The sequence below is a fragment of the Bacillus sp. hwrm1 genome (assembly GCF_040207805.1).
GTDB classification, from domain to species: Bacteria; Bacillota; Bacilli; order Bacillales; family Bacillaceae; genus Bacillus; species Bacillus velezensis.
The window spans coordinates 4,003,400-4,027,505 of sequence record NZ_CP157943.1 but is presented as its reverse complement, the minus strand read 5'-3'; the positions used below and the strand labels follow the sequence as shown (position 1 = coordinate 4,027,505).

The following is a 24,106-nucleotide window of genomic DNA, read 5'->3' as shown; positions in this document are numbered from 1 at the left end:
ATGGACATCCTGTTAGTAGACGGATACAACATGATTGGAGCTTGGCCGCAGCTAAAGGATTTAAAAGCGAACAGTTTTGAAGAAGCGAGAGATGTACTGATCCAGAAGATGGCGGAATATCAGTCCTACACGGGAATCAGAGTCATTGTGGTGTTTGACGCACACCTGGTAAAAGGCATAGAGAAAAAACAAACGAATCACAGAGTCGAAGTGATTTTCACACGGGAGAATGAAACGGCGGATGAGCGGATCGAGAAGCTTGCCCAGGCACTGAATAATATTGCGACACAGATTCATGTCGCAACCTCCGATTATACGGAGCAGTGGGCGATTTTCGGACAAGGGGCTCTCCGTAAATCCGCCCGGGAGCTCCTGAGGGAAGTGGATACGATAGAACGCCGGATTCAAAGGCGGGTTTCAAAGATCACTTCTGAAAAACCACCGGGTAAAATAGAGCTGTCCGAAGAGGTTTTGAAAACGTTTGAAAAGTGGCGCCGAGGCGGTCTGGATTAGGTTGACGCTTTTTCGCCCATTAATGTATAATATTTCTATCTACGTGCGCCGGGGGGATCGCAGTGAATCTACAGAACAGCAAGGGAAAGTTCAACAAAGTGCAATTTTGCCAGTTGGAGGACGAGCAGGTCATTGAAAAGGTTCATGTTGGGGATAGTGATGCGTTAGATTACTTGATTACGAAGTACCGTAATTTTGTACGGGCGAAAGCAAGGTCTTATTTTTTAATAGGGGCCGACAGAGAAGATATTGTACAGGAAGGGATGATAGGCTTATATAAGTCTATCCGAGACTTTAGAGAGGACAAGCTTACTTCATTTAAAGCTTTTGCAGAATTATGCATTACCCGCCAGATTATTACCGCAATAAAGACAGCTACCCGTCAGAAACACATTCCTTTAAATTCCTATGTTTCTTTAGACAAACCTATTTTTGATGAAGAATCTGACAGAACACTGCTTGATGTCATTTCAGGCGCTAAAACGTTAAATCCTGAAGAGATGATTATTAATCAGGAAGAATTTGATGATATCGAAATGAAAATGGGAGAACTGCTGAGCGATCTGGAGAGAAAGGTGCTTGTTTTGTACTTGGACGGAAGAAGTTACCAAGAGATTTCAGATGACTTAAACCGACACGTAAAATCAATCGATAATGCCCTGCAGCGCGTGAAGCGCAAGCTTGAAAAGTATTTAGAAATAAGAGAGATCAGCCTGTAGCAGGTTTCTGTGTCATATTGACAGAATTTTTCTGACTGTGCTATTTTATTAAGATAAATGAATGTTTAGGAAAAGGTGTAACGACATGAGAAAAAAGATTACGCTGGCATGCAAAACATGCGGAAATCGTAATTATACGACAATGAAAAGCTCTGCATCAGCGGCTGAGCGGTTAGAAGTTAAGAAGTACTGCAGCACTTGCAATTCACATACAGCTCATTTAGAAACAAAATAGTGTTCGCTTTTTAAATTGTGGAGGTCTTTTACATGCGCATGATGAGTTTCTTTAAAGATGTTGGGAAAGAAATGAAAAAGGTTAGCTGGCCTAAAGGCAAAGAGTTAACGCGCTATACGATCACGGTGATTTCAACGGTTATCTTTTTTGTTATCTTTTTTGCCCTCCTTGATACAGGAATTTCTCAATTAATTCGTTTAATAGTTGAATAATGATCAGCAATACGTGCTATAATAGATCATAATATCGTTTGCCAAAACCCGTTCAGCGGGTTTTTTATTGTGTTGTTGAAAAAAGGATTCATAGGCCCTGAGCCTATTTTTTGTTTTACACTTCATTTTTAAATGCGGGGAGGGAAGGACTGCAGAGTCCTGATAGAATGGAAAAGAATTGGTATGTTGTTCATACGTATTCCGGTTATGAAAACAAAGTAAAAGCGAACCTTGAAAAACGTGTGGAATCAATGGGAATGCAGGATAAAATTTTCCGCGTTGTCGTCCCTGAAGAAGAAGAGACTGATATTAAGAACGGCAAGAAAAAAGTAGTCAAAAAGAAAGTGTTCCCGGGTTATGTGCTTGTTGAAATCGTCATGACTGATGATTCCTGGTATGTGGTCCGCAACACGCCGGGCGTTACCGGATTCGTCGGATCAGCCGGTTCAGGCTCAAAGCCGACTCCGCTTCTTCCTGGCGAAGCGGAAACCATCTTAAAACGCATGGGCATGGATGAGCGGAAAACCGACATTGATTTTGAATTGAATGAGACAGTCAAAGTCATAGACGGACCTTTCGCCAACTTTACAGGATCAATTGAAGAGATTGATTATGATAAGAGCAAAGTGAAAGTATTCGTTAACATGTTCGGCCGTGAAACGCCGGTTGAACTGGAATTTACCCAGATCGACAAATTGTAATGTGAAAAAACTTGAAATTGCTATATATTAATGATAATATAGCAAAGGTACGTCTTGGACTAATCCAAGGCAGCTAGCTTGATATTTCGTCATTCATATAAAGAATGAAACCTTGAGTGGGAGGGTTTACCCTATTACCACATCACGGACTTAAGGAGGTGTGTCTCGTGGCTAAAAAAGTAGTAAAAGTTGTAAAATTGCAAATTCCTGCTGGAAAAGCTAACCCAGCGCCGCCAGTTGGACCTGCACTAGGTCAAGCCGGTGTAAATATCATGGGATTCTGTAAGGAGTTTAACGCTCGTACAGCTGACCAAGCTGGTTTAATCATTCCTGTTGAAATTTCGGTTTACGAAGACCGTTCATTTACATTTATTACAAAAACTCCGCCTGCTGCAGTATTGCTTAAAAAAGCAGCTGGAATTGAGTCTGGTTCTGGTGAACCAAACCGTAATAAAGTGGCAACCGTTAAGCGCGATAAGGTTCGCGAAATCGCTGAAACGAAAATGCCTGACTTAAACGCAGCAGACGTTGAAGCGGCAATGCGCATGGTTGAAGGTACTGCCCGCAGTATGGGTATCGTTATCGAGGATTAATTTGTTTCTTGTCGGGTTGCGAGTTTTCACAAGTTCGCAACCCTTATTCGTGGGAGGTTATTCCGCTATAACCACATAAGGAGGAAATTTTAAAATGGCTAAAAAAGGTAAAAAGTACGTTGAAGCTGCGAAGCTTGTAGACCGTGCGAAAGCTTACGACGTCGCTGAAGCAGTGGCGCTTACTAAAAAAACAAACACAGCTAAATTCGACGCTACAGTTGAAGTTGCTTTTCGTTTAGGGGTTGACCCTCGTAAAAACGATCAGCAAATCCGCGGTGCAGTTGTACTTCCTAACGGAACTGGTAAAACTCAGCGCGTGCTAGTATTCGCTAAAGGCGAAAAAGCAAAAGAAGCTGAAGCTGCCGGTGCAGACTACGTTGGCGATTCTGATTACATCGCGAAAATCCAGCAAGGCTGGTTCGAATTCGATGTAATCGTTGCGACTCCTGACATGATGGGTGAAGTCGGTAAAATCGGCCGTGTGCTTGGACCAAAAGGTCTTATGCCAAATCCTAAAACAGGCACTGTTACATTCGAAGTAGAAAAAGCAATCGGCGAAATCAAAGCTGGTAAAGTAGAATACCGCGTTGACAAAGCTGGTAACATCCATGTTCCGATCGGAAAAGTTTCTTTCGAGGATGAAAAACTTGTTGAGAACTTCACAACAATGTATGATACAATCCTGAAAGCAAAACCGGCTGCGGCTAAAGGTGTTTACGTGAAAAACGTTGCCGTTACTTCTACTATGGGCCCTGGTGTCAAAGTAGACGCTTCTACTTTCAACGTAAAATAATATTTGACTTTAGATCAGCATTCTGATATGATTCAAAATGTTGTAAAATATAATATGTCATTTATACCGTAGACAGCAGGGGCCGTTGAGGCTTAATATCCTGCCGAGGTGTATATATATCACAGCTATTACGTTACGTATGCTTGTATATACAGCCTCCATGTCCACATGGAGGCTTTTTATATGAAATCGTCGTCACAGTCGTGATCACCTAGCGGTATAAGTGTTACACAAAATCTACAGGAGGTGTAACCATGAGCAGCGCAATTGATACAAAAAAAGTTGTTGTTGAAGAGATTGCTTCTAAACTGAAAGAAAGCAAATCAACGATCATCGTTGACTACCGCGGACTTAACGTTTCTGAAGTAACTGAACTCCGTAAACAGCTTCGCGAAGCTAACGTAGAGTTCAAAGTGTACAAAAACACAATGACTCGCCGTGCGGTTGAACAAGCTGAACTTGATGGTTTGAATGATGTCTTAACTGGACCGAATGCGATCGCATTCAGTACTGAAGATGTTATCGCTCCGGCAAAAGTTCTTAACGAGTTCGCGAAAAATCACGAAGCTCTGGAAATCAAAGCGGGCGTTATCGAAGGAAAAGTATCTTCTGTTGAAGAAGTGAAAGCTCTTGCTGAACTTCCTTCACGCGATGGCTTACTTTCTATGTTGCTTAGCGTACTTCAAGCTCCAGTTCGCAACCTTGCACTTGCAGCTAAAGCAGTTGCAGACCAAAAGGAAGAACAAGGCGCTTAATCTGATTTTACCCTAAAATAAAACAAATGGAGGAATTTCAAATGGCTTTAAATATCGAAGAAATCATTGCTTCCGTTAAAGAAGCAACTGTACTTGAATTGAACGACCTAGTAAAAGCAATCGAAGAAGAATTTGGCGTAACTGCTGCTGCTCCTGTAGCTGTAGCTGGTGGAGCTGCTGCTGGCGGCGCTGCTGAAGAGCAAAGCGAATTCGACCTTATCCTTGCTGGTGCAGGTTCTCAGAAAATCAAAGTTATCAAAGTTGTTCGTGAAATCACTGGTCTTGGCTTGAAAGAAGCTAAAGAACTTGTTGACAACACTCCAAAACCACTTAAAGAAGGTATTGCGAAAGAAGAAGCTGAAGAGCTTAAAGCTAAACTTGAAGAAGTTGGCGCTTCTGTAGAAGTTAAGTAATCTTCACTTGCCTGTAGGGGAAGCTCGCTTTTATGAGGCGGGCTTTTTCTTTGCTTTTCTTTAAGTGCCATTATAAAAGGAGGTTCTAATAATGAGTGATCACTATTATTCAGAAAAACCTTCAGTTAAAAGCGATAAACAGACATGGTCATTTACACTGCGGAACAGATCTTATACATTCACAAGTGACAGCGGCGTTTTCTCGAAAAAGGAAGTTGATTTCGGTTCGCGTGTCTTAATTGAAGCGTTTGAAGAGCCGGAGATCGATGGTGACTTCCTGGATGCAGGCTGCGGTTACGGCCCGATTGGTCTGTCACTCGCCGGTGCATTTACAGACCGGACCGTGCACATGATTGACGTGAATGAAAGAGCCGTAGAGCTGTCAAATGAAAATGCAGAAAAAAACGGAATAAAAAACGTTCGAATTTATCAGAGTGATTTATTTTCAAATATTGATTCTGCTCAAACATTTGCTTCTATTATTACAAACCCCCCAATCCGCGCCGGAAAAAAAGTTGTCCATGCCATTTTTGAAAAAAGCGCTGAGCATTTAAGGGCTTCAGGTGAATTGTGGATCGTTATACAGAAAAAACAGGGCGGGCCTTCTGCCGTTGAAAAACTGAAGGAGCTTTTTGACGAAGTTTCTGTGATTCAAAAAAAGAAAGGCTATTATATCATAAAAGCAAAAAAAGTTTGACTTGAATTTTCAGCTATGTTAATATTGTAAAATGCCAATGTATATATTTTGCATGATATGCTGAAATAATCATAGTGCATGTATAAATTATACAAACATGGAAATGCTAATAAAATCGGTATTTGTTTTTGGATGTGGTTTTCTTAATTAGAAACCCTTTTTTCTTTTGTCTTGTAAAAGTATTTCTTTATCGTAAGAGATGCTTATTACACATATAATACGCATGATTTGAGGGGTGAATCAGTTGACAGGTCAACTAGTTCAGTATGGACGACACCGCCAGCGCAGAAGCTATGCTCGCATTAGCGAAGTGTTAGAATTACCAAATCTCATTGAAATTCAAACCTCTTCTTATCAGTGGTTTCTTGATGAGGGTCTTAGAGAGATGTTTCAAGACATATCACCAATTGAGGATTTCACTGGTAACCTCTCTCTAGAGTTCATTGACTACAGTTTAGGAGATCCTAAGTATCCCGTTGAAGAGTCAAAAGAACGTGATGTGACTTACTCAGCTCCGCTGAGAGTGAAGGTTCGTTTAATTAACAAAGAAACTGGAGAGGTAAAAGACCAGGATGTCTTCATGGGTGATTTCCCTATTATGACAGATACCGGTACTTTTATCATCAACGGTGCAGAACGTGTTATCGTATCTCAGCTTGTTCGGTCTCCAAGTGTATATTTCAGTGGTAAAGTAGACAAGAACGGTAAAAAAGGTTTTACCGCGACTGTCATTCCAAACCGTGGCGCATGGTTAGAATACGAAACTGATGCGAAAGATGTTGTGTATGTCCGCATTGATCGCACACGTAAGTTGCCGGTTACGGTTCTTTTGCGTGCTCTCGGCTTCGGTTCCGACCAAGAGATTCTCGATCTCATTGGTGAGAACGAATATCTCCGCAATACACTGGATAAGGACAACACTGAAAACAGTGACAAAGCGCTTCTTGAAATCTATGAGCGCCTTCGTCCCGGAGAGCCGCCTACAGTAGAAAACGCAAAAAGCTTGCTGGATTCCCGTTTCTTCGATCCGAAGCGATACGACCTTGCGAATGTAGGACGCTATAAAATTAATAAAAAGCTTCATATCAAGAACCGCCTGTTTAACCAGCGCCTTGCAGAAACACTGGTGGATCCGGAAACCGGTGAAATTCTCGCTGAAAAAGGGCAGATTCTTGACAGAAGAACACTTGATAAAGTACTGCCATACTTAGAAAATGGAATCGGCTTCAGAAAGCTTTATCCTAACGGCGGCGTTGTCGAGGATGAAGTGATGCTTCAATCCATTAAAATCTATGCTCCTACCGATGCAGAAGGAGAGCAGACGATCAATGTGATCGGCAATGCTTACATCGAAGAGGCGATTAAAAACATTACGCCTGCTGATATTATTTCTTCTATCAGCTACTTCTTCAACCTCCTGCACGGAGTGGGCGACACTGATGATATCGACCATCTCGGAAACCGCCGTCTGCGTTCTGTAGGTGAGCTCCTGCAAAACCAATTCCGTATCGGTTTAAGCCGGATGGAACGTGTCGTACGTGAAAGAATGTCTATTCAAGACACGAATACAATTACGCCGCAGCAGCTGATTAACATCAGACCTGTTATTGCGTCTATTAAAGAGTTCTTCGGAAGCTCACAGCTTTCTCAATTCATGGATCAGACGAACCCGCTTGCTGAATTGACGCACAAACGCCGTCTGTCAGCTCTCGGACCGGGCGGTTTGACACGTGAGCGCGCAGGTATGGAAGTACGTGACGTTCACTACTCTCACTATGGCCGTATGTGTCCGATTGAAACGCCTGAGGGCCCGAACATCGGTTTGATCAACTCATTGTCATCATTTGCGAAAGTAAACCGCTTTGGTTTCATTGAGACGCCATACCGCCGCGTTGATCCTGAAACAGGAAAAGTAACGCCTAGAATCGACTACCTGACTGCTGATGAAGAGGATAACTATGTCGTAGCCCAAGCGAATGCTAAGCTGAGCGATGACGGTTCTTTCTTGGATGACAGCATCGTAGCGCGTTTCAGAGGGGAAAACACCGTTGTAGCCCGCAACCGCGTGGATTACATGGACGTATCTCCTAAACAGGTTGTATCTGCTGCGACAGCATGTATTCCGTTCTTGGAAAACGATGACTCGAACCGTGCCCTCATGGGAGCGAACATGCAGCGTCAGGCTGTGCCTTTGATGCAGCCGGAAGCTCCGATCGTCGGAACGGGTATGGAATACGTATCCGGTAAAGACTCCGGTGCAGCCGTTATTTGTAAACACCCTGGTATCGTTGAACGGGTGGAAGCGAAAAACGTATGGGTGCGCCGCTATGAAGAAATTGACGGCCAAAAAGTAAAAGGCAACCTGGATAAGTACAGCTTGCTGAAATTTGTCCGCTCCAACCAAGGTACGTGCTACAACCAGCGTCCGATCGTCAGTGTCGGCGATGAAGTAGTCAAAGGAGAAATCCTTGCTGACGGACCTTCAATGGAGCTTGGTGAACTTGCTCTCGGCCGCAACGTAATGGTCGGCTTCATGACATGGGATGGTTACAACTATGAGGATGCCATCATCATGAGTGAACGCCTTGTGAAAGATGATGTATACACATCTATTCACATTGAAGAATATGAATCAGAAGCACGTGATACAAAGCTTGGGCCGGAAGAGATCACCCGCGATATTCCAAACGTAGGGGAAGACGCGCTTCGCAATCTTGATGACCGCGGAATTATCCGTATCGGTGCGGAAGTCAACGACGGAGACCTTCTCGTAGGTAAAGTAACGCCTAAAGGTGTAACTGAGCTTACGGCTGAAGAACGCCTTCTGCATGCGATCTTTGGAGAAAAAGCGCGTGAAGTCCGTGATACTTCTCTCCGTGTGCCTCACGGCGGCGGCGGAATTATCCACGACGTAAAAGTCTTCAACCGTGAAGACGGCGACGAACTTCCTCCGGGAGTGAACCAGCTTGTACGCGTATATATCGTTCAGAAACGTAAGATTTCTGAAGGTGATAAAATGGCCGGACGTCACGGAAACAAAGGGGTTATCTCGAAGATTCTTCCTGAAGAAGATATGCCTTACCTTCCTGACGGCACGCCGATCGATATCATGCTTAACCCGCTGGGTGTACCATCACGTATGAATATCGGTCAGGTATTAGAACTTCACATGGGTATGGCTGCCCGCTACCTCGGCATTCACATCGCGTCACCTGTATTTGACGGCGCGCGTGAAGAAGATGTGTGGGAAACACTTGAAGAAGCAGGCATGTCAAGAGACGCTAAAACAGTTCTTTATGACGGCCGTACGGGTGAACCGTTTGACAACCGTGTATCTGTCGGAATCATGTACATGATCAAACTGGCACACATGGTTGATGATAAACTTCATGCCCGTTCTACAGGTCCTTACTCACTTGTTACGCAGCAGCCTCTCGGCGGTAAAGCCCAATTCGGCGGACAGCGTTTCGGTGAGATGGAGGTTTGGGCGCTTGAAGCTTACGGCGCAGCTTACACGCTTCAAGAAATCCTGACTGTGAAGTCCGATGACGTGGTCGGACGTGTGAAAACATATGAAGCCATCGTCAAAGGCGACAATGTTCCAGAGCCTGGTGTTCCGGAATCATTCAAAGTATTGATCAAAGAGCTTCAAAGCTTAGGTATGGACGTGAAAATCCTTTCAGGCGATGAAGAAGAAATAGAAATGAGAGATCTAGAAGACGAGGAAGATGCGAAACAAGCTGACGGCCTTGCATTATCAGGTGATGAAGCGCCGGAAGAAACAGCATCTCCAGACGTTGAACGTGACGCAGTAACGAAAGAGTAGTCTCTGATTGATAAAGGCAAGTGACATCGGTTAATCCGAAGATAAAAAGGGAGGTAGGCCCCTTGCTAGATGTGAACAATTTTGAGTATATGAACATCGGTCTTGCTTCACCGGATAAAATCCGTTCATGGTCTTTTGGTGAAGTGAAAAAGCCTGAAACGATAAACTATCGTACATTGAAACCTGAAAAGGACGGCCTGTTCTGCGAACGCATTTTCGGACCGACTAAGGACTGGGAATGTCATTGCGGCAAGTACAAGCGGGTTCGTTATAAAGGCGTAGTTTGTGACCGTTGCGGAGTTGAAGTAACGCGGGCTAAAGTCCGTCGTGAGAGAATGGGGCATATTGAACTGGCTGCCCCGGTTTCTCACATTTGGTATTTCAAAGGTATTCCGAGCCGTATGGGTCTTGTATTGGATATGTCACCGCGTGCGCTGGAAGAAGTTATTTACTTTGCTTCTTACGTCGTAACTGACCCGGCCAATACACCGCTCGAAAAGAAACAGCTTTTATCTGAAAAGGAATACCGTGCGTATCTGGATAAGTACGGAAACAAATTCCAAGCCTCTATGGGTGCGGAAGCCATTAATAAACTTCTGCAGGACATCGACCTTGTCAAAGAAGTTGATATGTTAAAAGAAGAGCTGAAGACTTCTCAAGGACAGCGCCGTACACGTGCGATCAAACGCCTTGAAGTGCTTGAAGCCTTCCGTAATTCAGGAAACAAGCCGTCTTGGATGATCCTCGACGTGCTTCCGGTTATTCCGCCTGAATTAAGACCGATGGTTCAGCTTGACGGCGGACGTTTCGCAACGTCTGACCTGAACGACCTTTACCGTCGTGTCATCAACCGTAATAACCGTTTAAAACGTCTGTTAGACCTCGGCGCGCCAAGCATCATCGTTCAGAACGAAAAACGTATGCTTCAGGAAGCAGTCGATGCTCTGATTGACAACGGACGCCGCGGCCGTCCGGTTACCGGACCGGGTAACCGTCCGCTTAAATCTCTTTCTCACATGCTGAAAGGGAAACAAGGGCGTTTCCGTCAGAACCTTCTCGGTAAACGTGTAGACTACTCAGGACGTTCCGTTATCGTCGTAGGTCCGCATCTGAAAATGTATCAGTGCGGTTTGCCGAAGGAAATGGCGCTTGAGCTCTTCAAGCCTTTCGTCATGAAAGAGCTTGTTGAAAAAGGCCTTGCTCACAATATCAAGAGCGCAAAACGCAAAATCGAACGCGTGCAGCCTGAAGTATGGGATGTACTTGAATCTGTCATTAAGGAGCATCCGGTCTTACTGAACCGTGCCCCTACTCTTCACAGATTAGGTATCCAGGCTTTCGAACCGACGCTTGTTGAAGGACGCGCCATCCGTCTTCACCCGTTAGTATGTACAGCTTATAACGCTGACTTTGACGGTGACCAAATGGCGGTTCACGTACCTTTATCAGCTGAGGCTCAAGCTGAGGCGCGCATTCTGATGCTTGCGGCCCAAAACATCTTGAACCCTAAAGATGGTAAACCGGTTGTTACGCCGTCTCAGGATATGGTATTAGGAAACTACTACCTGACGCTTGAGCGCGCCGGAGCAGTCGGCGAGGGTATGGTTTTCAAAAATACGGACGAAGCGCTTCTTGCTTATCAAAACGGTTATGTTCACCTTCATACGAGAGTTGCTGTTGCAGCGAACTCCCTTAAGAATGTGACATTTACTGAAGAACAGCGTTCAAAATTGTTAATTACAACTGTCGGTAAGCTCGTCTTCAATGAAATTCTTCCGGAATCATTCCCTTACATGAATGAACCAACGAAGAGCAACATTGAAGAGAAGACACCTGACCGTTTCTTCTTAGATAAAGGTGCTGACGTAAAAGCTGTGATTGCTGAGCAGCCGATCAACGCACCGTTTAAAAAAGGCATTCTCGGTAAAATCATCGCGGAAATCTTTAAACGATTCCATATCACGGAAACGTCTAAAATGCTTGACCGCATGAAAAACCTAGGTTTCAGATATTCAACGAAAGCCGGCATCACAGTAGGGGTTTCTGATATCGTCGTTCTCGATGACAAACAGGAAATCCTTGAAGAAGCACAAAGCAAAGTTGATAATGTCCTGAAACAGTTCAGACGCGGTTTAATCACCGAAGAAGAACGTTATGAAAGAGTCATTTCAATTTGGAGTTCAGCGAAAGATGTTATCCAAGGCAAACTGATGAAATCATTAGACGAAGTCAACCCGATCTACATGATGAGTGACTCAGGAGCCCGTGGTAACGCATCTAACTTTACACAGCTTGCGGGTATGCGCGGTCTGATGGCCAACCCGGCTGGACGAATCATTGAATTGCCGATTAAATCAAGTTTCCGTGAAGGTCTGACAGTATTGGAGTACTTTATCTCCACTCACGGTGCGCGTAAAGGTCTTGCCGATACCGCCCTGAAAACAGCTGACTCAGGTTACCTTACACGCCGTCTTGTTGATGTTGCGCAGGATGTTATCATTCGTGAAACTGATTGCGGAACAGACCGCGGTATTCTTGCAAAACCGCTCAAAGAAGGCACGGAAATCATCGAGCGTCTGGAAGAGCGTCTGATCGGACGTTTCGCCAGAAAACAGATCAAACATCCTGAAACGGGTGCTGTGCTCATTAACGAAAATGAATTGATCGATGAAGATAAAGCGCTGGAAATCGTTGAAGCCGGAATCGAAGAAGTGTGGATCCGTTCCGCGTTCACATGTAACACTCCTCATGGTGTATGTAAACGATGCTACGGACGTAACCTTGCAACCGGAACTGATGTTGAAGTCGGCGAAGCAGTAGGTATTATCGCCGCTCAATCTATCGGTGAGCCTGGAACACAGTTAACAATGCGTACGTTCCACACAGGCGGGGTTGCCGGAGACGATATCACACAAGGTCTTCCGCGTATCCAAGAGCTTTTCGAAGCGCGTAATCCGAAAGGTCAAGCGACGATTTCTGAGATTGACGGTACAATTGCCGAAATCAATGAAGTCCGCGACAAACAGCAGGAGATTGTTGTTCAGGGCGCTGTTGAGACACGTTCATACACGGCACCTTACAACTCACGCCTGAAAGTGGCTGAGGGTGATCAGATTACCCGCGGTCAAGTGCTGACAGAAGGTTCAATCGATCCGAAAGAACTTCTTAAAGTCACTGACCTGACAACGGTTCAGGAATATCTTCTGCATGAGGTTCAGAAAGTTTACCGTATGCAGGGGGTTGAAATCGGCGATAAACACGTAGAAGTAATGGTTCGCCAGATGCTTCGCAAAGTCCGTGTGATCGATGCCGGAGATACTGATGTTCTCCCTGGCACATTGCTTGATATTCACCAATTCACAGAAGCGAACAAAAAAGTGCTGCTTGAAGGCAATCGACCTGCTACAGGACGTCCTGTTCTTCTCGGTATCACAAAAGCTTCACTCGAGACGGATTCATTCTTGTCTGCCGCATCATTCCAAGAAACAACACGCGTTCTTACAGATGCTGCGATTAAAGGCAAGCGCGATGAACTTCTCGGCCTGAAAGAGAATGTTATCATCGGTAAGCTGGTTCCGGCCGGTACCGGTATGATGAATTACAGAAAAGTAAAACCTGTTTCAAACGTTCAGCCTTCGGAAGATATGGTTCCGGCTGAATAATAGAAACTGCTGCAGGAAAGGCTGTTTCGACAGCTTTTCCTCAGTATTAGAATTATTCTGGCGGTGGCCTGCACTAAAAAATGTCATACGTTGTTGACATCCGTCCCGCAGAGTGATAATATAACCAAGGTGCTCGAAATAAAACCTGTTACTTTGGAGGATATGTTTATGTCTTATGATAAAGTATCACAGGCCAAATCAATTATTATTGGTACGAAGCAAACAGTGAAAGCTCTAAAACGAGGTTCAGTGAAGGAAGTCGTCGTGGCAAAAGACGCGGATTCAGTTCTTACAGCTGGCGTTATCCAGCTTGCAAAGAACCAAAATACCGCTGTCTGTATGGTGGATTCCATGAAAAAGCTCGGCAAAGCCTGCGGAATTGAAGTGGGAGCAGCAGCTGTTGCCATTATGTTATAGCGTACTTTTTGTTTTTATATAAGATATCAATCTTGTGTAAAGACATTGTTTTTTGCCTAATGATGAACCACCTGGGTATGTGGGTTATAAAACGTAATGAAGGGAGGAACACAACATGCCTACAATTAATCAGCTAATTCGCAAGGGACGCGTGAGCAAAGTTGAAAACTCTAAGTCACCTGCACTAAACAAAGGATACAACAGCTTTAAAAAAGAGCACACTAACGTATCTTCTCCACAAAAACGCGGGGTATGTACTCGTGTGGGTACAATGACACCGAAAAAACCGAACTCAGCACTTCGTAAATATGCTCGTGTTCGTTTGACTAACGGAATCGAGGTTACTGCCTACATTCCTGGTATCGGTCACAACCTGCAAGAGCACAGCGTTGTACTGATCCGCGGCGGACGTGTAAAAGACTTACCGGGGGTACGCTACCACATCGTTCGTGGCGCGCTTGATACTGCCGGAGTTGAAAACCGTGCGCAAGGCCGTTCTAAATACGGTACGAAACGTCCTAAAGCAAAGTAATCAAATAAATCATTAAAACTATGAAGGGAGGATATTCAGATGCCACGTAAAGGTCCTGTAGCAAAAAGAGATGTTTTACCTGATCCGCTTTACAACTCTAAGCTGGTATCCCGCCTGATCAACAAAATGATGATCGACGGTAAAAAAGGTAAATCTCAAACAATCCTATACAAGTCATTCGATATCATTAAAGAACGCACTGGCAATGATGCAATGGAGGTTTTCGAACAAGCATTGAAAAACATCATGCCTGTACTTGAAGTAAAAGCACGCCGTGTAGGTGGAGCTAACTACCAAGTGCCTGTAGAAGTTCGTCCTGAACGCCGTACAACTCTTGGTCTTCGCTGGTTGGTTAACTATGCGCGTCTTCGCGGAGAAAAAACAATGGAAGAGCGCCTGGCTAACGAAATTCTTGATGCAGCTAACAACACTGGTGCTGCCGTTAAGAAACGTGAAGACACTCACAAGATGGCAGAAGCGAACAAAGCATTTGCTCACTACCGCTGGTAGGATTCATATAATCAAAATAATAATTCCCTAATAAGGAAGGAGAAATTACCCAATGGCAAGAGAGTTCTCCTTAGAAAAAACTCGTAATATCGGGATCATGGCTCACATCGATGCCGGTAAAACGACTACTACAGAACGGATCTTGTTCTACACAGGCCGTATCCACAAAATTGGCGAAACTCACGAAGGTGCTTCGCAAATGGACTGGATGGAGCAGGAACAAGAACGCGGTATCACAATCACTTCTGCAGCAACGACTGCACAGTGGAAAGGTTACCGTGTAAACATCATCGATACACCGGGACACGTAGACTTCACAGTTGAAGTTGAACGTTCACTCCGTGTACTTGATGGTGCGGTTGCCGTACTTGATGCTCAATCAGGTGTTGAGCCTCAGACAGAAACAGTATGGCGCCAAGCAACAACTTACGGAGTACCGCGCGTTGTATTTGTCAACAAAATGGACAAAATCGGCGCAGACTTCCTTTACTCTGTAGGCACTTTAAGAGACCGTCTTCAAGCTAACGCTCACGCAATTCAATTGCCGATCGGCGCTGAAGACAACTTCGAAGGTATCATTGACTTAGTAGAAAACGTTGCGTATTTCTACGAAGATGACCTTGGAACTCGTTCAGATGCGAAAGAAATCCCTGAAGAGTACAAAGAGCAAGCTGAAGAGCTTCGCAGCAGCCTGATTGAAGCTGTAGCTGAGCTTGATGAAGAGCTTATGGAAAAGTACCTTGAAGGTGAAGAAATCACTATCCCTGAACTGAAAGCTGCTATCCGTAAAGGTACACTGAATGTTGAATTCTACCCTGTACTTGTTGGATCTGCTTTCAAAAACAAAGGTGTTCAGCTTGTACTTGATGCTGTTCTTGACTACCTTCCTGCGCCAACTGATGTTGCTGCAATCAAAGGTGTACGTCCTGACACAGATGAAGAGATTGTTCGTCATTCTTCTGATGAAGAGCCGTTCTCTGCACTTGCATTTAAAGTTATGACTGACCCTTATGTCGGTAAGCTGACATTCTTCCGCGTATATTCCGGTACACTTGATTCCGGTTCATATGTAAAGAACTCTACAAAAGGCAAGCGTGAGCGCGTAGGACGTATCCTTCAAATGCACGCTAACAGCCGTGAAGAGATCTCTACTGTTTACGCTGGAGACATCGCAGCTGCTGTAGGTCTAAAAGATACTTCTACTGGAGATACTCTATGTGATGAGAAGGATCTTGTAATCCTTGAATCAATGGAATTCCCAGAGCCTGTTATCGACGTAGCGATTGAGCCTAAATCAAAAGCTGACCAAGATAAAATGGGTATCGCTTTAGCGAAACTTGCTGAAGAAGATCCTACATTCCGTACACAAACAAACCCTGAAACGGGTCAAACAATCATCTCTGGTATGGGTGAGCTTCACCTTGATATCATTGTTGATCGTATGAAGCGTGAGTTCAAAGTTGAAGCTAACGTTGGTGCTCCTCAAGTTGCGTACCGTGAGACATTCCGTACCGGTGCAAAAGTTGAAGGTAAATTCGTACGTCAATCAGGCGGACGCGGTCAGTTCGGTCACGTTTGGATCGAATTTGAACCGAACGAAGAAGGCGCTGGCTTTGAATTCGAAAACGCAATCGTCGGTGGTGTTGTTCCTCGTGAATACATCCCAGCCGTACAAGCAGGTCTTGAAGACTCTCTTGAAAATGGTGTCCTAGCCGGATTCCCGCTAATCGACATCAAGGCGAAACTTTTTGATGGATCTTACCATGATGTTGACTCAAACGAAATGGCGTTTAAAGTCGCTGCTTCTATGGCATTGAAAAATGCAGTCAGCAAATGTAACCCAGTTCTTCTTGAACCAATCATGAAAGTTGAAGTTGTTATTCCTGAAGAATACATGGGAGACATCATGGGTGATGTTACTTCTCGTCGCGGACGCGTAGAAGGTATGGAAGCTCGCGGTAACGCTCAAGTTGTGCGTGCGATGGTACCTCTTGCTGAAATGTTCGGTTACGCTACTGCCCTTCGTTCTAACACGCAAGGACGCGGTACGTTCACAATGTTCATGGATCACTACGAAGAAGTGCCGAAGAGCATCGCTGAAGAAATTATCAAAAAAAATAAAGGCGAATAATTGATTTTGCCACTTAACTCAAGTATAACTACTATTGTAAGATGAGGAAGTGAGAGCTTGCTTTCACTTTCTATCACTCTATACATTACTAATTAAAAGCTCTTAAGGAGGATTTTAGAATGGCTAAAGAAAAATTCGACCGTTCCAAATCACATGCCAATATCGGTACAATTGGACACGTTGACCATGGTAAAACAACATTAACTGCTGCTATCTCAACAGTACTTCATAAGAAATCTGGTAAAGGTACAGCTATGGCGTACGATCAAATTGATGGTGCTCCAGAAGAACGTGAGCGCGGTATCACAATCTCTACTGCACACGTTGAGTACGAAACTGACACTCGTCACTATGCACACGTTGACTGCCCAGGACACGCTGACTATGTTAAAAACATGATCACTGGTGCTGCGCAAATGGACGGAGCTATCCTTGTAGTATCTGCTGCTGATGGCCCAATGCCACAAACTCGTGAGCACATCCTTCTTTCTAAAAACGTTGGTGTACCATACATCGTAGTATTCCTTAACAAATGCGACATGGTAGACGACGAAGAGCTTCTTGAGCTTGTTGAAATGGAAGTTCGCGATCTTCTTAGCGAATACGACTTCCCTGGTGATGATGTACCAGTTGTTAAAGGTTCTGCTCTTAAAGCTCTTGAAGGTGACGCTGAGTACGAAGAAAAAATTCTTGAACTTATGGCTGCAGTTGACGAGTACATCCCAACTCCAGAACGCGACACTGACAAACCATTCATGATGCCAGTTGAGGACGTATTCTCAATCACTGGTCGTGGTACAGTTGCTACTGGCCGTGTAGAACGCGGACAAGTTAAAGTCGGTGACGAAGTTGAAATCATCGGTCTTCAAGAAGAAAACAGCAAAACAACTGTTACAGGTGTTGAAATGTTCCGTAAGCTTCTTGACTATGCTGAAGCTGGAGACAACATCGGTGCACTTCTTCGCGGTGTAGCTCGTGAAGACATCCAACGTGGACAAGTACTTGCTAAACCAGGTACAATCACTCCACACAGCAAATTCAAAGCTGAAGTTTACGTTCTTTCTAAAGAAGAGGGTGGACGTCATACTCCATTCTTCTCTAACTACCGTCCTCAGTTCTACTTCCGTACAACTGACGTAACTGGTATCATCAATCTTCCAGAAGGCGTAGAAATGGTTATGCCTGGAGATAACACTGAAATGATCGTTGAACTTATCTCTACAATCGCTATCGAAGAAGGAACTCGTTTCTCTATTCGTGAAGGCGGACGTACAGTTGGTTCAGGCGTTGTTTCTACAATCACTGAGTAATCGACTCGTTCATTAATGCGGGGTCCCTTATGGGGCCTCGTTTTTTTGTTTCCCCGCTGATTCCATGTATAATAGAACGTATACAAATTTTAGGAGCAGACCGATGAACGATAACTTCAAGAAAACCAATCGTATTTCAATGCTTCAGCAATTGCTGATTAATGGCAGTGAACAAACCATTATGATTAATGGTGATGACAGGAGTAATCCGCTGCTTTTGTTTTTGCACGGCGGTCCCGGCACGCCCCAAATCGGCTATGCGAGAAAATACCAGAATAAGCTGGAAAAGCATTTCACCGTTGTGAACTGGGATCAGAGAGGGGCGGGTCTCTCTTATTCAAAGGAAATTCCGGGTTCATCTATGACCTTGGATCAGCTGACAGCCGATACCATTCATTTGACCGAACGCCTATGCAAGCAATTCAGCAGGCAAAAAATATATATCGCCGGCTATTCGTGGGGTTCAGTTCTGGCGCTTCATGTTCTTCAAGAGAGGCCTGATTTGTATTATGCGTATATCGGTATCAGTCAGGTGGTTAATATTCAAAAGGAAGAAACGGAAGCTTACCGGCTGATGATGGAATGGAGCAGGCAACGCAAACATTTCCTGCTGGAAAAGACGCTGAGCTTTATCGGAGCGCCTCCATGGGAGAAACAGCTGCAGCGAACGTTGTTTCTGCTTTGTATCGAGATGAGGGGAGGGGGCTTTACCCATCATCCGATCGGTGCTCTTAAAGCAGGGGGGCGAATGCTGTTTGGTGAACCGTACGGTGTGAGAGGGAGTTTCTTAGCCGCGCGGGGACAAATGTTCAGCCTGAAACACCTGTGGGAGGATCTCATTTTCTTTGATGCCGGAGAATCAGTTTCTTCTATTATAATACCGTGCTGTTTTATGTCAGGGAGATACGATTTGACGGTCCCGGGGACGACGTCTTATGAATATTATCAGAAGGTTGATGCGCCGTATAAAGAATGGCATTGGTTTGAGAACTCAGCCCATTCGCCTCACTTGGAGGAACCGGATCGCTTTGCCGAAGTTGTCAGCCGGTTCGCATCGTTCCATCTCTGAAAGAAAACAGGCATATCCTTGATTAATCATGGTATCACCTGTATAATAATCAAAGTGTGAAAACCACAAGGTTCTTTAAATAAACCTTGCAACATGCGTCTATTTTCTGTATAATAGTGTATGTTGGTCTTTGACTGCGATGAAGTGAGAGGTTGCTGACACACCCGGCCGCTTTGCCATGGCAAGGTGATCAGGTTTTTCTCGCGGAGAACTGTCTAACGTGATGTAGGCGAAAAGGAGGGAAAATAATGGCAAAACAAAAAATTCGTATTCGTTTAAAAGCATATGATCATAGAATCCTTGATCAATCTGCAGAGAAGATTGTTGAAACGGCAAAACGTTCTGGTGCCAGCGTATCTGGTCCGATTCCGTTGCCAACTGAAAAATCAGTTTACACAATCCTTCGTGCGGTGCACAAATACAAAGATTCTCGTGAGCAATTTGAAATGCGTACACATAAACGTTTAATCGACATTGTGAACCCAACACCACAAACTGTTGATGCTCTCATGCGATTAGACTTACCATCTGGTGTCGATATCGAAATCAAACTTTAATTCTAAAATATAGAATGATCTTAATAGGAGGTGTGACGAATGACCAAAGGAATCTTAGGAAGAAAAATTGGTATGACGCAAGTATTCGCAGAGAACGGTGATCTTATCCCGGTAACTGTTATTGAAGCAGCTCCAAACGTTGTTCTTCAAAAGAAAACAGCTGAAAATGATGGCTATGAAGCGATCCAGCTTGGTTTTGACGATAAGCGTGAAAAGCTTTCAAACAAACCGGAAAAAGGACACGTTGCAAAAGCGGAAACTGCTCCTAAGCGCTTCGTTAAAGAATTACGCGGCGTGGATATGGATGCGTATGAAATTGGTCAGGAAGTCAAGGTTGAAATTTTCTCTGCAGGAGAAATCGTAGATGTAACAGGAGTATCTAAAGGTAAAGGTTTCCAAGGTGCAATCAAGCGCCACGGACAATCTCGCGGACCTATGTCTCACGGTTCACGCTACCACCGTCGTCCTGGTTCAATGGGACCTGTAGATCCTAACCGTGTATTCAAAGGTAAACTATTACCTGGACGCATGGGCGGAGATCAAATCACTGTCCAAAACCTTGAAATCGTAAAAGTAGATGCTGAGCGCAATCTTCTTTTGATTAAAGGTAACGTACCTGGTGCGAGAAAAACTTTAATCACTGTTAAAAGTGCTGTTAAATCTAAATAAGTCTCTTAGGAAAGGAGGAAATTGATCATGCCAAAAGTAGCATTATACAACCAAAACGGTTCTACTGCTGGTGATATCGAATTAAACGCGTCTGTATTTGGAATTGAGCCAAATGAGAGCGTAGTATTCGACGCTATTCTTATGCAAAGAGCTTCCTTACGTCAAGGATCTCACAAAGTAAAAAATCGTTCTGAAGTACGCGGCGGAGGTCGCAAACCATGGCGTCAAAAAGGTACAGGTCGTGCCCGTCAAGGTTCAATCCGTTCACCGCAATGGCGCGGAGGTGGTGTCGTATTCGGCCCAACACCACGCAGCTATTCTTACAAATTACCTAAAAAAGTTCGCCGCTTGGCAATCAAATCAGTATTGTCTTCTAAAGTGAACGACAACAACATTATTGTTCTTGAAGATCTTACTCTTGATACGGTTAAAACAAAAGAAATGGCAGCTATCCTTAAAGGATTATCTGTTGAGAAAAAAGCTTTAATCGTAACTGCGGATGCAAACGAAGCAGTATCTCTTTCTGCACGCAACATCCCTGGAGTTACAGTTGTTCAAGCTAACGGAATCAACGTGTTAGACGTTGTCAACCACGAGAAGCTTCTGATTACAAAAGCTGCGGTTGAAAAAGTAGAGGAGGTGCTTGCATAATGAAAGATCCTCGTGATGTTCTTAAGCGCCCCGTCATTACTGAACGTTCTGCTGATTTAATGACTGAAAAAAAATATACTTTTGAAGTTGATGTAAGAGCTAACAAAACAGAAGTGAAAGATGCAGTTGAAAGTATCTTTGGAGTGAAAGTTGACAAAGTCAACATCATGAACTACAAAGGGAAATCAAAACGTGTCGGCCGCTACACTGGTATGACTAGCCGTCGCAGAAAAGCGATCGTAAAACTTACTGCAGACAGCAAAGAAATCGAAATTTTTGAAGCTTAATTATCTGTAAAAAGAAGGAGGGAAATTCAAAATGGCGATTAAAAAGTATAAACCGACCTCTAACGGACGTCGTGGCATGACAACTTCAGATTTTGCTGAAATCACGACTGACCAGCCGGAAAAATCCTTGCTTGCGCCCCTTCACAAAAAAGGCGGACGTAACAACCAAGGTAAATTGACTGTACGTCACCAAGGTGGCGGACACAAACGCCAATACCGTGTTATCGACTTCAAACGCGATAAAGATGGTATACCTGGACGCGTTGCTACAGTTGAGTACGATCCAAACCGTTCAGCTAACATTGCACTAATCAACTATGTAGACGGAGAAAAACGTTACATTCTTGCACCAAAAGGAATTCAAGTAGGTACTGAAATCATGTCCGGCCCTGAAGCTGACATCAAAGTAGGTAACGCACTTCCGCTTATCAACATTCCTGTTGGTACAGTTGTGCATAACATTGAATTAAAACCTGGTAAAGGTGGACAGCTTGTACGTTCAGCTGGTACATCTGCTCAGGTTCTTGGTAAAGAAGGCAAATACGTTCTTGTACGTCTTAACTCTGGTGAAGTTCGCATGATCCTTTCTGCTTGCCGCGCTTCTATCGGTCAAGTAGGTAACGAGCAGCACGAACTTATCAACGTTGGTAAAGCAGGACGCTCTCGCTGGAAAGGCATCCGCCCTACAGTCCGCGGTTCTGTAATGAACCCTAACGATCACCCGCATGGTGGTGGTGAAGGTCGCGCGCCAATCGGACGTAAATCACCAATGTCTCCTTGGGGCAAACCGACTCTTGGATTCAAGACACGTAAGAAAAAGAACAAATCTGATAAATTTATCGTACGTCGTCGTAAAAATAAATAACGGGGTTGTCTACGGTTCATTTCGGACCGTAGTGCAATCACGAAGGGAGGTTCCAAAATGGCTCGCAGCTTGAAAAAAGGACCATTTGTCGATGGACACTTGATGACAAAAATCGAGAAATTAAATGAAACGGACAAGAAACAAGTTGTAAAAACTTGGTCTCGCCGTTCAACTATTTTCCCACAATTTATCGGTCACACTATCGCAGTATATGACGGACGTAAACACGTGCCTGTATTCATTTCTGAAGACATGGTAGGCCACAAGTTGGGCGAATTCGCACCGACTCGTACTTACAAAGGCCACGCCAGTGACGATAAAAAAACAAGACGCTAAGAGAGGAGGCTTTTAAATGCAAGCTAAAGCTGTTGCAAGAACAGTCCGTATTGCTCCTCGTAAAGCACGTCTAGTAATGGACCTGATTCGAGGTAAGCAAGTAGGCGAAGCAGTATCTATCCTGAACTTAACTCCGAGAGCTGCTTCTCCGATCATCGAAAAAGTTTTAAAATCTGCTATCGCAAATGCTGAGCACAACTACGAGATGGACGCTAACAATCTGGTTATTTCTCAGGCATTTGTTGACGAAGGCCCAACGTTAAAAAGATTCCGCCCGCGTGCTATGGGACGTGCGAGCCAAATCAACAAACGTACGAGCCACATTACAATCGTTGTATCAGAAAAGAAGGAGGGATAAGTAGTGGGTCAAAAGGTAAATCCAGTCGGTCTTCGTATCGGAGTCATTCGTGATTGGGAATCTAAGTGGTACGCTGGTAAAGATTACGCTGACTTCCTGCACGAAGATTTAAAAATTCGTGAATTCATTAGCAAACGCCTTTCTGACGCTTCTGTTTCTAAAGTAGAAATCGAGCGCGCAGCAAACCGCGTTAACATTACGATCCACACTGCTAAGCCTGGTATGGTAATCGGTAAAGGCGGATCTGAAGTTGAAGCACTTCGTAAAGCCCTTAACAGCCTTACTGGCAAGCGTGTACACATTAACATTCTTGAAATCAAAAGAGCAGATCTTGATGCTCAGCTTGTAGCTGACAACATCGCTCGTCAACTAGAAAACCGTATTTCTTTCCGCCGTGCGCAGAAACAACAAATCCAACGCACTATGCGTGCTGGAGCACAAGGTGTGAAAACAATGGTTTCCGGCCGTCTTGGCGGAGCTGACATTGCTCGTTCTGAATACTACAGTGAAGGAACTGTTCCATTGCACACTTTACGTGCTGACATCGACTATGCAACATCTGAAGCTGACACAACTTACGGTAAGCTTGGTGTAAAAGTCTGGATCTATCGTGGAGAGGTTCTTCCTACTAAGAAGAAAACTGAGGAAGGAGGAAAATAATATGTTATTACCAAAACGCGTTAAATATCGCAGAGAGCATCGCGGAAAAATGCGCGGTCGCGCTAAAGGCGGTACTGAAGTACATTTTGGTGAGTACGGTATCCAGGCTCTTGAAGCTTCTTGGATCACAAACCGCCAAATCGAAGCTGCACGTATTGCGATGACTCGTTACATGAAACGTGGCGGTAAAGTTTGGATTAAAATTTTCCCTTCAAAACCTTACACTGCTAAACCGCTTGAGGTACGGATGGGTTCCGGTAAAGGGGCTCCTGAAGGCTGGGTAGCTGTTGTAAAACCGGGCAAAGTTTTATTTGAAATTTCTGGTGTGTCTGAAGAGGTAGCTCGTGAAGCTCTTCGTCTTGCATCTCACAAATTGCCAATTAAAACGAAGTTCGTAAAACGTGAAGAAATTGGTGGTGAATCAAATGAAAGCTAATGAAATTCGTGACCTTACCACTGCTGAAATTGAACAAAAAGTAAAGTCTCTTAAAGAAGAACTTTTCAATCTTCGCTTTCAATTAGCGACAGGACAACTTGAAAATACTGCTCGCATTCGTGAAGTGCGCAAAGCTATCGCGCGCATGAAAACTGTGATTCGTGAAAGAGAAATTGCTGCCAACAAATAATCACTGAGG

28 protein-coding genes and 1 other annotated feature are annotated in these 24,106 nt (G+C 44.3%); all 28 genes read left to right on the top strand.

Annotation, left to right across the window (positions count from 1 at the left end):
* The 28 genes from rae1 to rpmC all read left to right on the top strand — a co-directional run bounded on the left by rae1 (nt 1) and on the right by rpmC (nt 24,097).
* Nucleotides 1-513 (top strand): ribosome-dependent mRNA decay endonuclease Rae1/YacP, encoded by a 513-nt coding sequence (gene rae1 / locus ABK447_RS20250; RefSeq protein ID WP_003156414.1) that lies wholly within the window; start codon nt 1-3, stop codon nt 511-513.
* A gap of 62 nt (nt 514-575) precedes the next feature.
* On the top strand, nt 576-1,232 hold the full coding sequence (sigH, locus tag ABK447_RS20245) for an RNA polymerase sporulation sigma factor SigH (RefSeq protein ID WP_003156415.1): 657 nt from the start codon (nt 576-578) through the stop codon (nt 1,230-1,232).
* Nucleotides 1,233-1,317: 85 nt separating this feature from the next.
* Complete coding sequence (gene rpmG, locus ABK447_RS20240) at nt 1,318-1,467, top strand: 50S ribosomal protein L33 (protein WP_003156421.1); 150 nt, start codon at nt 1,318-1,320, stop codon at nt 1,465-1,467.
* A gap of 32 nt (nt 1,468-1,499) precedes the next feature.
* Nucleotides 1,500-1,679, top strand: a complete 180-nt coding sequence (gene secE / locus ABK447_RS20235; protein WP_003156422.1) for a preprotein translocase subunit SecE — start codon at nt 1,500-1,502, stop codon at nt 1,677-1,679.
* Nucleotides 1,680-1,846: 167 nt separating this feature from the next.
* A complete protein-coding gene (nusG, locus tag ABK447_RS20230) occupies nt 1,847-2,380 on the top strand; it encodes a transcription termination/antitermination protein NusG (protein WP_003156423.1) in 534 nt (177 codons plus the stop codon).
* A 167-nt stretch (nt 2,381-2,547) separates the two neighbouring features.
* Nucleotides 2,548-2,973, top strand: a complete 426-nt coding sequence (gene rplK, locus ABK447_RS20225) for a 50S ribosomal protein L11 (protein WP_003156430.1) — start codon at nt 2,548-2,550, stop codon at nt 2,971-2,973.
* A gap of 94 nt (nt 2,974-3,067) precedes the next feature.
* Nucleotides 3,068-3,766: a 50S ribosomal protein L1 gene (gene rplA / locus ABK447_RS20220; RefSeq protein ID WP_003156431.1), complete on the top strand. Its 699-nt coding sequence runs from the start codon at nt 3,068-3,070 to the stop codon at nt 3,764-3,766.
* A gap of 48 nt (nt 3,767-3,814) precedes the next feature.
* Nucleotides 3,815-3,957, top strand: a sequence feature (ribosomal protein L10 leader region).
* A gap of 63 nt (nt 3,958-4,020) precedes the next feature.
* Entirely contained in the window at nt 4,021-4,521 is a 501-nt protein-coding gene (gene rplJ, locus ABK447_RS20215) for a 50S ribosomal protein L10 (RefSeq protein ID WP_007410396.1), read from the top strand.
* A gap of 41 nt (nt 4,522-4,562) precedes the next feature.
* Nucleotides 4,563-4,934, top strand: a complete 372-nt coding sequence (gene rplL, locus ABK447_RS20210) for a 50S ribosomal protein L7/L12 (RefSeq protein ID WP_003156436.1) — start codon at nt 4,563-4,565, stop codon at nt 4,932-4,934.
* Between the two features lie 91 nt (nt 4,935-5,025).
* The gene (locus ABK447_RS20205) at nt 5,026-5,631 is read left to right on the top strand and encodes a class I SAM-dependent methyltransferase (RefSeq protein WP_061581399.1); all 606 of its coding nucleotides are present in this window, start codon (nt 5,026-5,028) and stop codon (nt 5,629-5,631) included.
* Between the two features lie 244 nt (nt 5,632-5,875).
* Nucleotides 5,876-9,457 (top strand): DNA-directed RNA polymerase subunit beta, encoded by a 3,582-nt coding sequence (rpoB, locus tag ABK447_RS20200; RefSeq protein ID WP_003156440.1) that lies wholly within the window; start codon nt 5,876-5,878, stop codon nt 9,455-9,457.
* A 62-nt stretch (nt 9,458-9,519) separates the two neighbouring features.
* Nucleotides 9,520-13,119, top strand: coding sequence for a DNA-directed RNA polymerase subunit beta' (gene rpoC / locus ABK447_RS20195; protein WP_007410398.1), 3,600 nt, complete (start codon nt 9,520-9,522; stop codon nt 13,117-13,119).
* A 168-nt stretch (nt 13,120-13,287) separates the two neighbouring features.
* Complete coding sequence (locus tag ABK447_RS20190; protein WP_003156443.1) at nt 13,288-13,536, top strand: 50S ribosomal protein L7ae-like protein; 249 nt, start codon at nt 13,288-13,290, stop codon at nt 13,534-13,536.
* A gap of 115 nt (nt 13,537-13,651) precedes the next feature.
* Nucleotides 13,652-14,068 (top strand): 30S ribosomal protein S12, encoded by a 417-nt coding sequence (gene rpsL, locus ABK447_RS20185; protein WP_003156445.1) that lies wholly within the window; start codon nt 13,652-13,654, stop codon nt 14,066-14,068.
* 39 nt (nt 14,069-14,107) lie between these two features.
* The gene (gene rpsG / locus ABK447_RS20180) at nt 14,108-14,578 is read left to right on the top strand and encodes a 30S ribosomal protein S7 (protein WP_003156447.1); all 471 of its coding nucleotides are present in this window, start codon (nt 14,108-14,110) and stop codon (nt 14,576-14,578) included.
* Nucleotides 14,579-14,630: 52 nt separating this feature from the next.
* Complete coding sequence (gene fusA, locus ABK447_RS20175) at nt 14,631-16,709, top strand: elongation factor G (RefSeq protein ID WP_007410399.1); 2,079 nt, start codon at nt 14,631-14,633, stop codon at nt 16,707-16,709.
* Between the two features lie 119 nt (nt 16,710-16,828).
* Nucleotides 16,829-18,019: an elongation factor Tu gene (gene tuf / locus ABK447_RS20170; RefSeq protein ID WP_007410400.1), complete on the top strand. Its 1,191-nt coding sequence runs from the start codon at nt 16,829-16,831 to the stop codon at nt 18,017-18,019.
* Between the two features lie 103 nt (nt 18,020-18,122).
* Nucleotides 18,123-19,088, top strand: a complete 966-nt coding sequence (locus ABK447_RS20165; protein ID WP_085341675.1) for an alpha/beta fold hydrolase — start codon at nt 18,123-18,125, stop codon at nt 19,086-19,088.
* 248 nt (nt 19,089-19,336) lie between these two features.
* A complete protein-coding gene (gene rpsJ, locus ABK447_RS20160) occupies nt 19,337-19,645 on the top strand; it encodes a 30S ribosomal protein S10 (RefSeq protein WP_003156464.1) in 309 nt (102 codons plus the stop codon).
* A 39-nt stretch (nt 19,646-19,684) separates the two neighbouring features.
* Complete coding sequence (gene rplC / locus ABK447_RS20155) at nt 19,685-20,314, top strand: 50S ribosomal protein L3 (protein WP_007410402.1); 630 nt, start codon at nt 19,685-19,687, stop codon at nt 20,312-20,314.
* A 27-nt stretch (nt 20,315-20,341) separates the two neighbouring features.
* A complete protein-coding gene (gene rplD, locus ABK447_RS20150; RefSeq protein ID WP_007615239.1) occupies nt 20,342-20,965 on the top strand; it encodes a 50S ribosomal protein L4 in 624 nt (207 codons plus the stop codon).
* The gene (gene rplW / locus ABK447_RS20145) at nt 20,965-21,252 is read left to right on the top strand and encodes a 50S ribosomal protein L23 (protein ID WP_003156467.1); all 288 of its coding nucleotides are present in this window, start codon (nt 20,965-20,967) and stop codon (nt 21,250-21,252) included. The genes rplD and rplW overlap by 1 nt, the downstream gene beginning before the upstream one ends.
* 31 nt (nt 21,253-21,283) lie before the next feature.
* On the top strand, nt 21,284-22,117 hold the full coding sequence (gene rplB / locus ABK447_RS20140) for a 50S ribosomal protein L2 (RefSeq protein ID WP_003156470.1): 834 nt from the start codon (nt 21,284-21,286) through the stop codon (nt 22,115-22,117).
* A gap of 57 nt (nt 22,118-22,174) precedes the next feature.
* The gene (gene rpsS, locus ABK447_RS20135) at nt 22,175-22,453 is read left to right on the top strand and encodes a 30S ribosomal protein S19 (RefSeq protein ID WP_003156472.1); all 279 of its coding nucleotides are present in this window, start codon (nt 22,175-22,177) and stop codon (nt 22,451-22,453) included.
* A 16-nt stretch (nt 22,454-22,469) separates the two neighbouring features.
* Complete coding sequence (rplV, locus tag ABK447_RS20130) at nt 22,470-22,811, top strand: 50S ribosomal protein L22 (protein ID WP_003156475.1); 342 nt, start codon at nt 22,470-22,472, stop codon at nt 22,809-22,811.
* A 3-nt stretch (nt 22,812-22,814) separates the two neighbouring features.
* A complete protein-coding gene (gene rpsC / locus ABK447_RS20125) occupies nt 22,815-23,471 on the top strand; it encodes a 30S ribosomal protein S3 (RefSeq protein WP_003156476.1) in 657 nt (218 codons plus the stop codon).
* A 1-nt stretch (nt 23,472) separates the two neighbouring features.
* Complete coding sequence (gene rplP / locus ABK447_RS20120; protein ID WP_003156478.1) at nt 23,473-23,907, top strand: 50S ribosomal protein L16; 435 nt, start codon at nt 23,473-23,475, stop codon at nt 23,905-23,907.
* A complete protein-coding gene (rpmC, locus tag ABK447_RS20115; RefSeq protein WP_003156482.1) occupies nt 23,897-24,097 on the top strand; it encodes a 50S ribosomal protein L29 in 201 nt (66 codons plus the stop codon). Before rplP ends, rpmC begins: the two co-directional genes overlap by 11 nt.
* Nucleotides 24,098-24,106: the final 9 nt, after the last annotated feature.

Bases quoted from the DNA above. Each gene is read 5' to 3' on its own strand.
- rpmG (WP_003156421.1), top strand. From the start codon at position 1,318: ATGAGAAAAAAGATTACGCTGGCATGCAAAACATGCGGAAATCGTAAT.
- rplP (WP_003156478.1), top strand. From the start codon at position 23,473: ATGTTATTACCAAAACGCGTTAAATATCGCAGAGAGCATCGCGGAAAA.
- ABK447_RS20205 (WP_061581399.1), top strand. From the start codon at position 5,026: ATGAGTGATCACTATTATTCAGAAAAACCTTCAGTTAAAAGCGATAAA.
- rplL (WP_003156436.1), top strand. From the start codon at position 4,563: ATGGCTTTAAATATCGAAGAAATCATTGCTTCCGTTAAAGAAGCAACT.
- ABK447_RS20190 (WP_003156443.1), top strand. From the start codon at position 13,288: ATGTCTTATGATAAAGTATCACAGGCCAAATCAATTATTATTGGTACG.
- fusA (WP_007410399.1), top strand. From the start codon at position 14,631: ATGGCAAGAGAGTTCTCCTTAGAAAAAACTCGTAATATCGGGATCATG.
- rpsS (WP_003156472.1), top strand. From the start codon at position 22,175: ATGGCTCGCAGCTTGAAAAAAGGACCATTTGTCGATGGACACTTGATG.
- rplA (WP_003156431.1), top strand. From the start codon at position 3,068: ATGGCTAAAAAAGGTAAAAAGTACGTTGAAGCTGCGAAGCTTGTAGAC.
- rplV (WP_003156475.1), top strand. From the start codon at position 22,470: ATGCAAGCTAAAGCTGTTGCAAGAACAGTCCGTATTGCTCCTCGTAAA.
- rpmC (WP_003156482.1), top strand. From the start codon at position 23,897: ATGAAAGCTAATGAAATTCGTGACCTTACCACTGCTGAAATTGAACAA.
- nusG (WP_003156423.1), top strand. From the start codon at position 1,847: ATGGAAAAGAATTGGTATGTTGTTCATACGTATTCCGGTTATGAAAAC.
- rplD (WP_007615239.1), top strand. From the start codon at position 20,342: ATGCCAAAAGTAGCATTATACAACCAAAACGGTTCTACTGCTGGTGAT.
- ABK447_RS20165 (WP_085341675.1), top strand. From the start codon at position 18,123: ATGAACGATAACTTCAAGAAAACCAATCGTATTTCAATGCTTCAGCAA.
- rpsG (WP_003156447.1), top strand. From the start codon at position 14,108: ATGCCACGTAAAGGTCCTGTAGCAAAAAGAGATGTTTTACCTGATCCG.
- rplC (WP_007410402.1), top strand. From the start codon at position 19,685: ATGACCAAAGGAATCTTAGGAAGAAAAATTGGTATGACGCAAGTATTC.
- rplJ (WP_007410396.1), top strand. From the start codon at position 4,021: ATGAGCAGCGCAATTGATACAAAAAAAGTTGTTGTTGAAGAGATTGCT.
- rpsJ (WP_003156464.1), top strand. From the start codon at position 19,337: ATGGCAAAACAAAAAATTCGTATTCGTTTAAAAGCATATGATCATAGA.
- rae1 (WP_003156414.1), top strand. From the start codon at position 1: ATGGACATCCTGTTAGTAGACGGATACAACATGATTGGAGCTTGGCCG.
- rplW (WP_003156467.1), top strand. From the start codon at position 20,965: ATGAAAGATCCTCGTGATGTTCTTAAGCGCCCCGTCATTACTGAACGT.
- tuf (WP_007410400.1), top strand. From the start codon at position 16,829: ATGGCTAAAGAAAAATTCGACCGTTCCAAATCACATGCCAATATCGGT.
- secE (WP_003156422.1), top strand. From the start codon at position 1,500: ATGCGCATGATGAGTTTCTTTAAAGATGTTGGGAAAGAAATGAAAAAG.
- rpsL (WP_003156445.1), top strand. From the start codon at position 13,652: ATGCCTACAATTAATCAGCTAATTCGCAAGGGACGCGTGAGCAAAGTT.
- rplB (WP_003156470.1), top strand. From the start codon at position 21,284: ATGGCGATTAAAAAGTATAAACCGACCTCTAACGGACGTCGTGGCATG.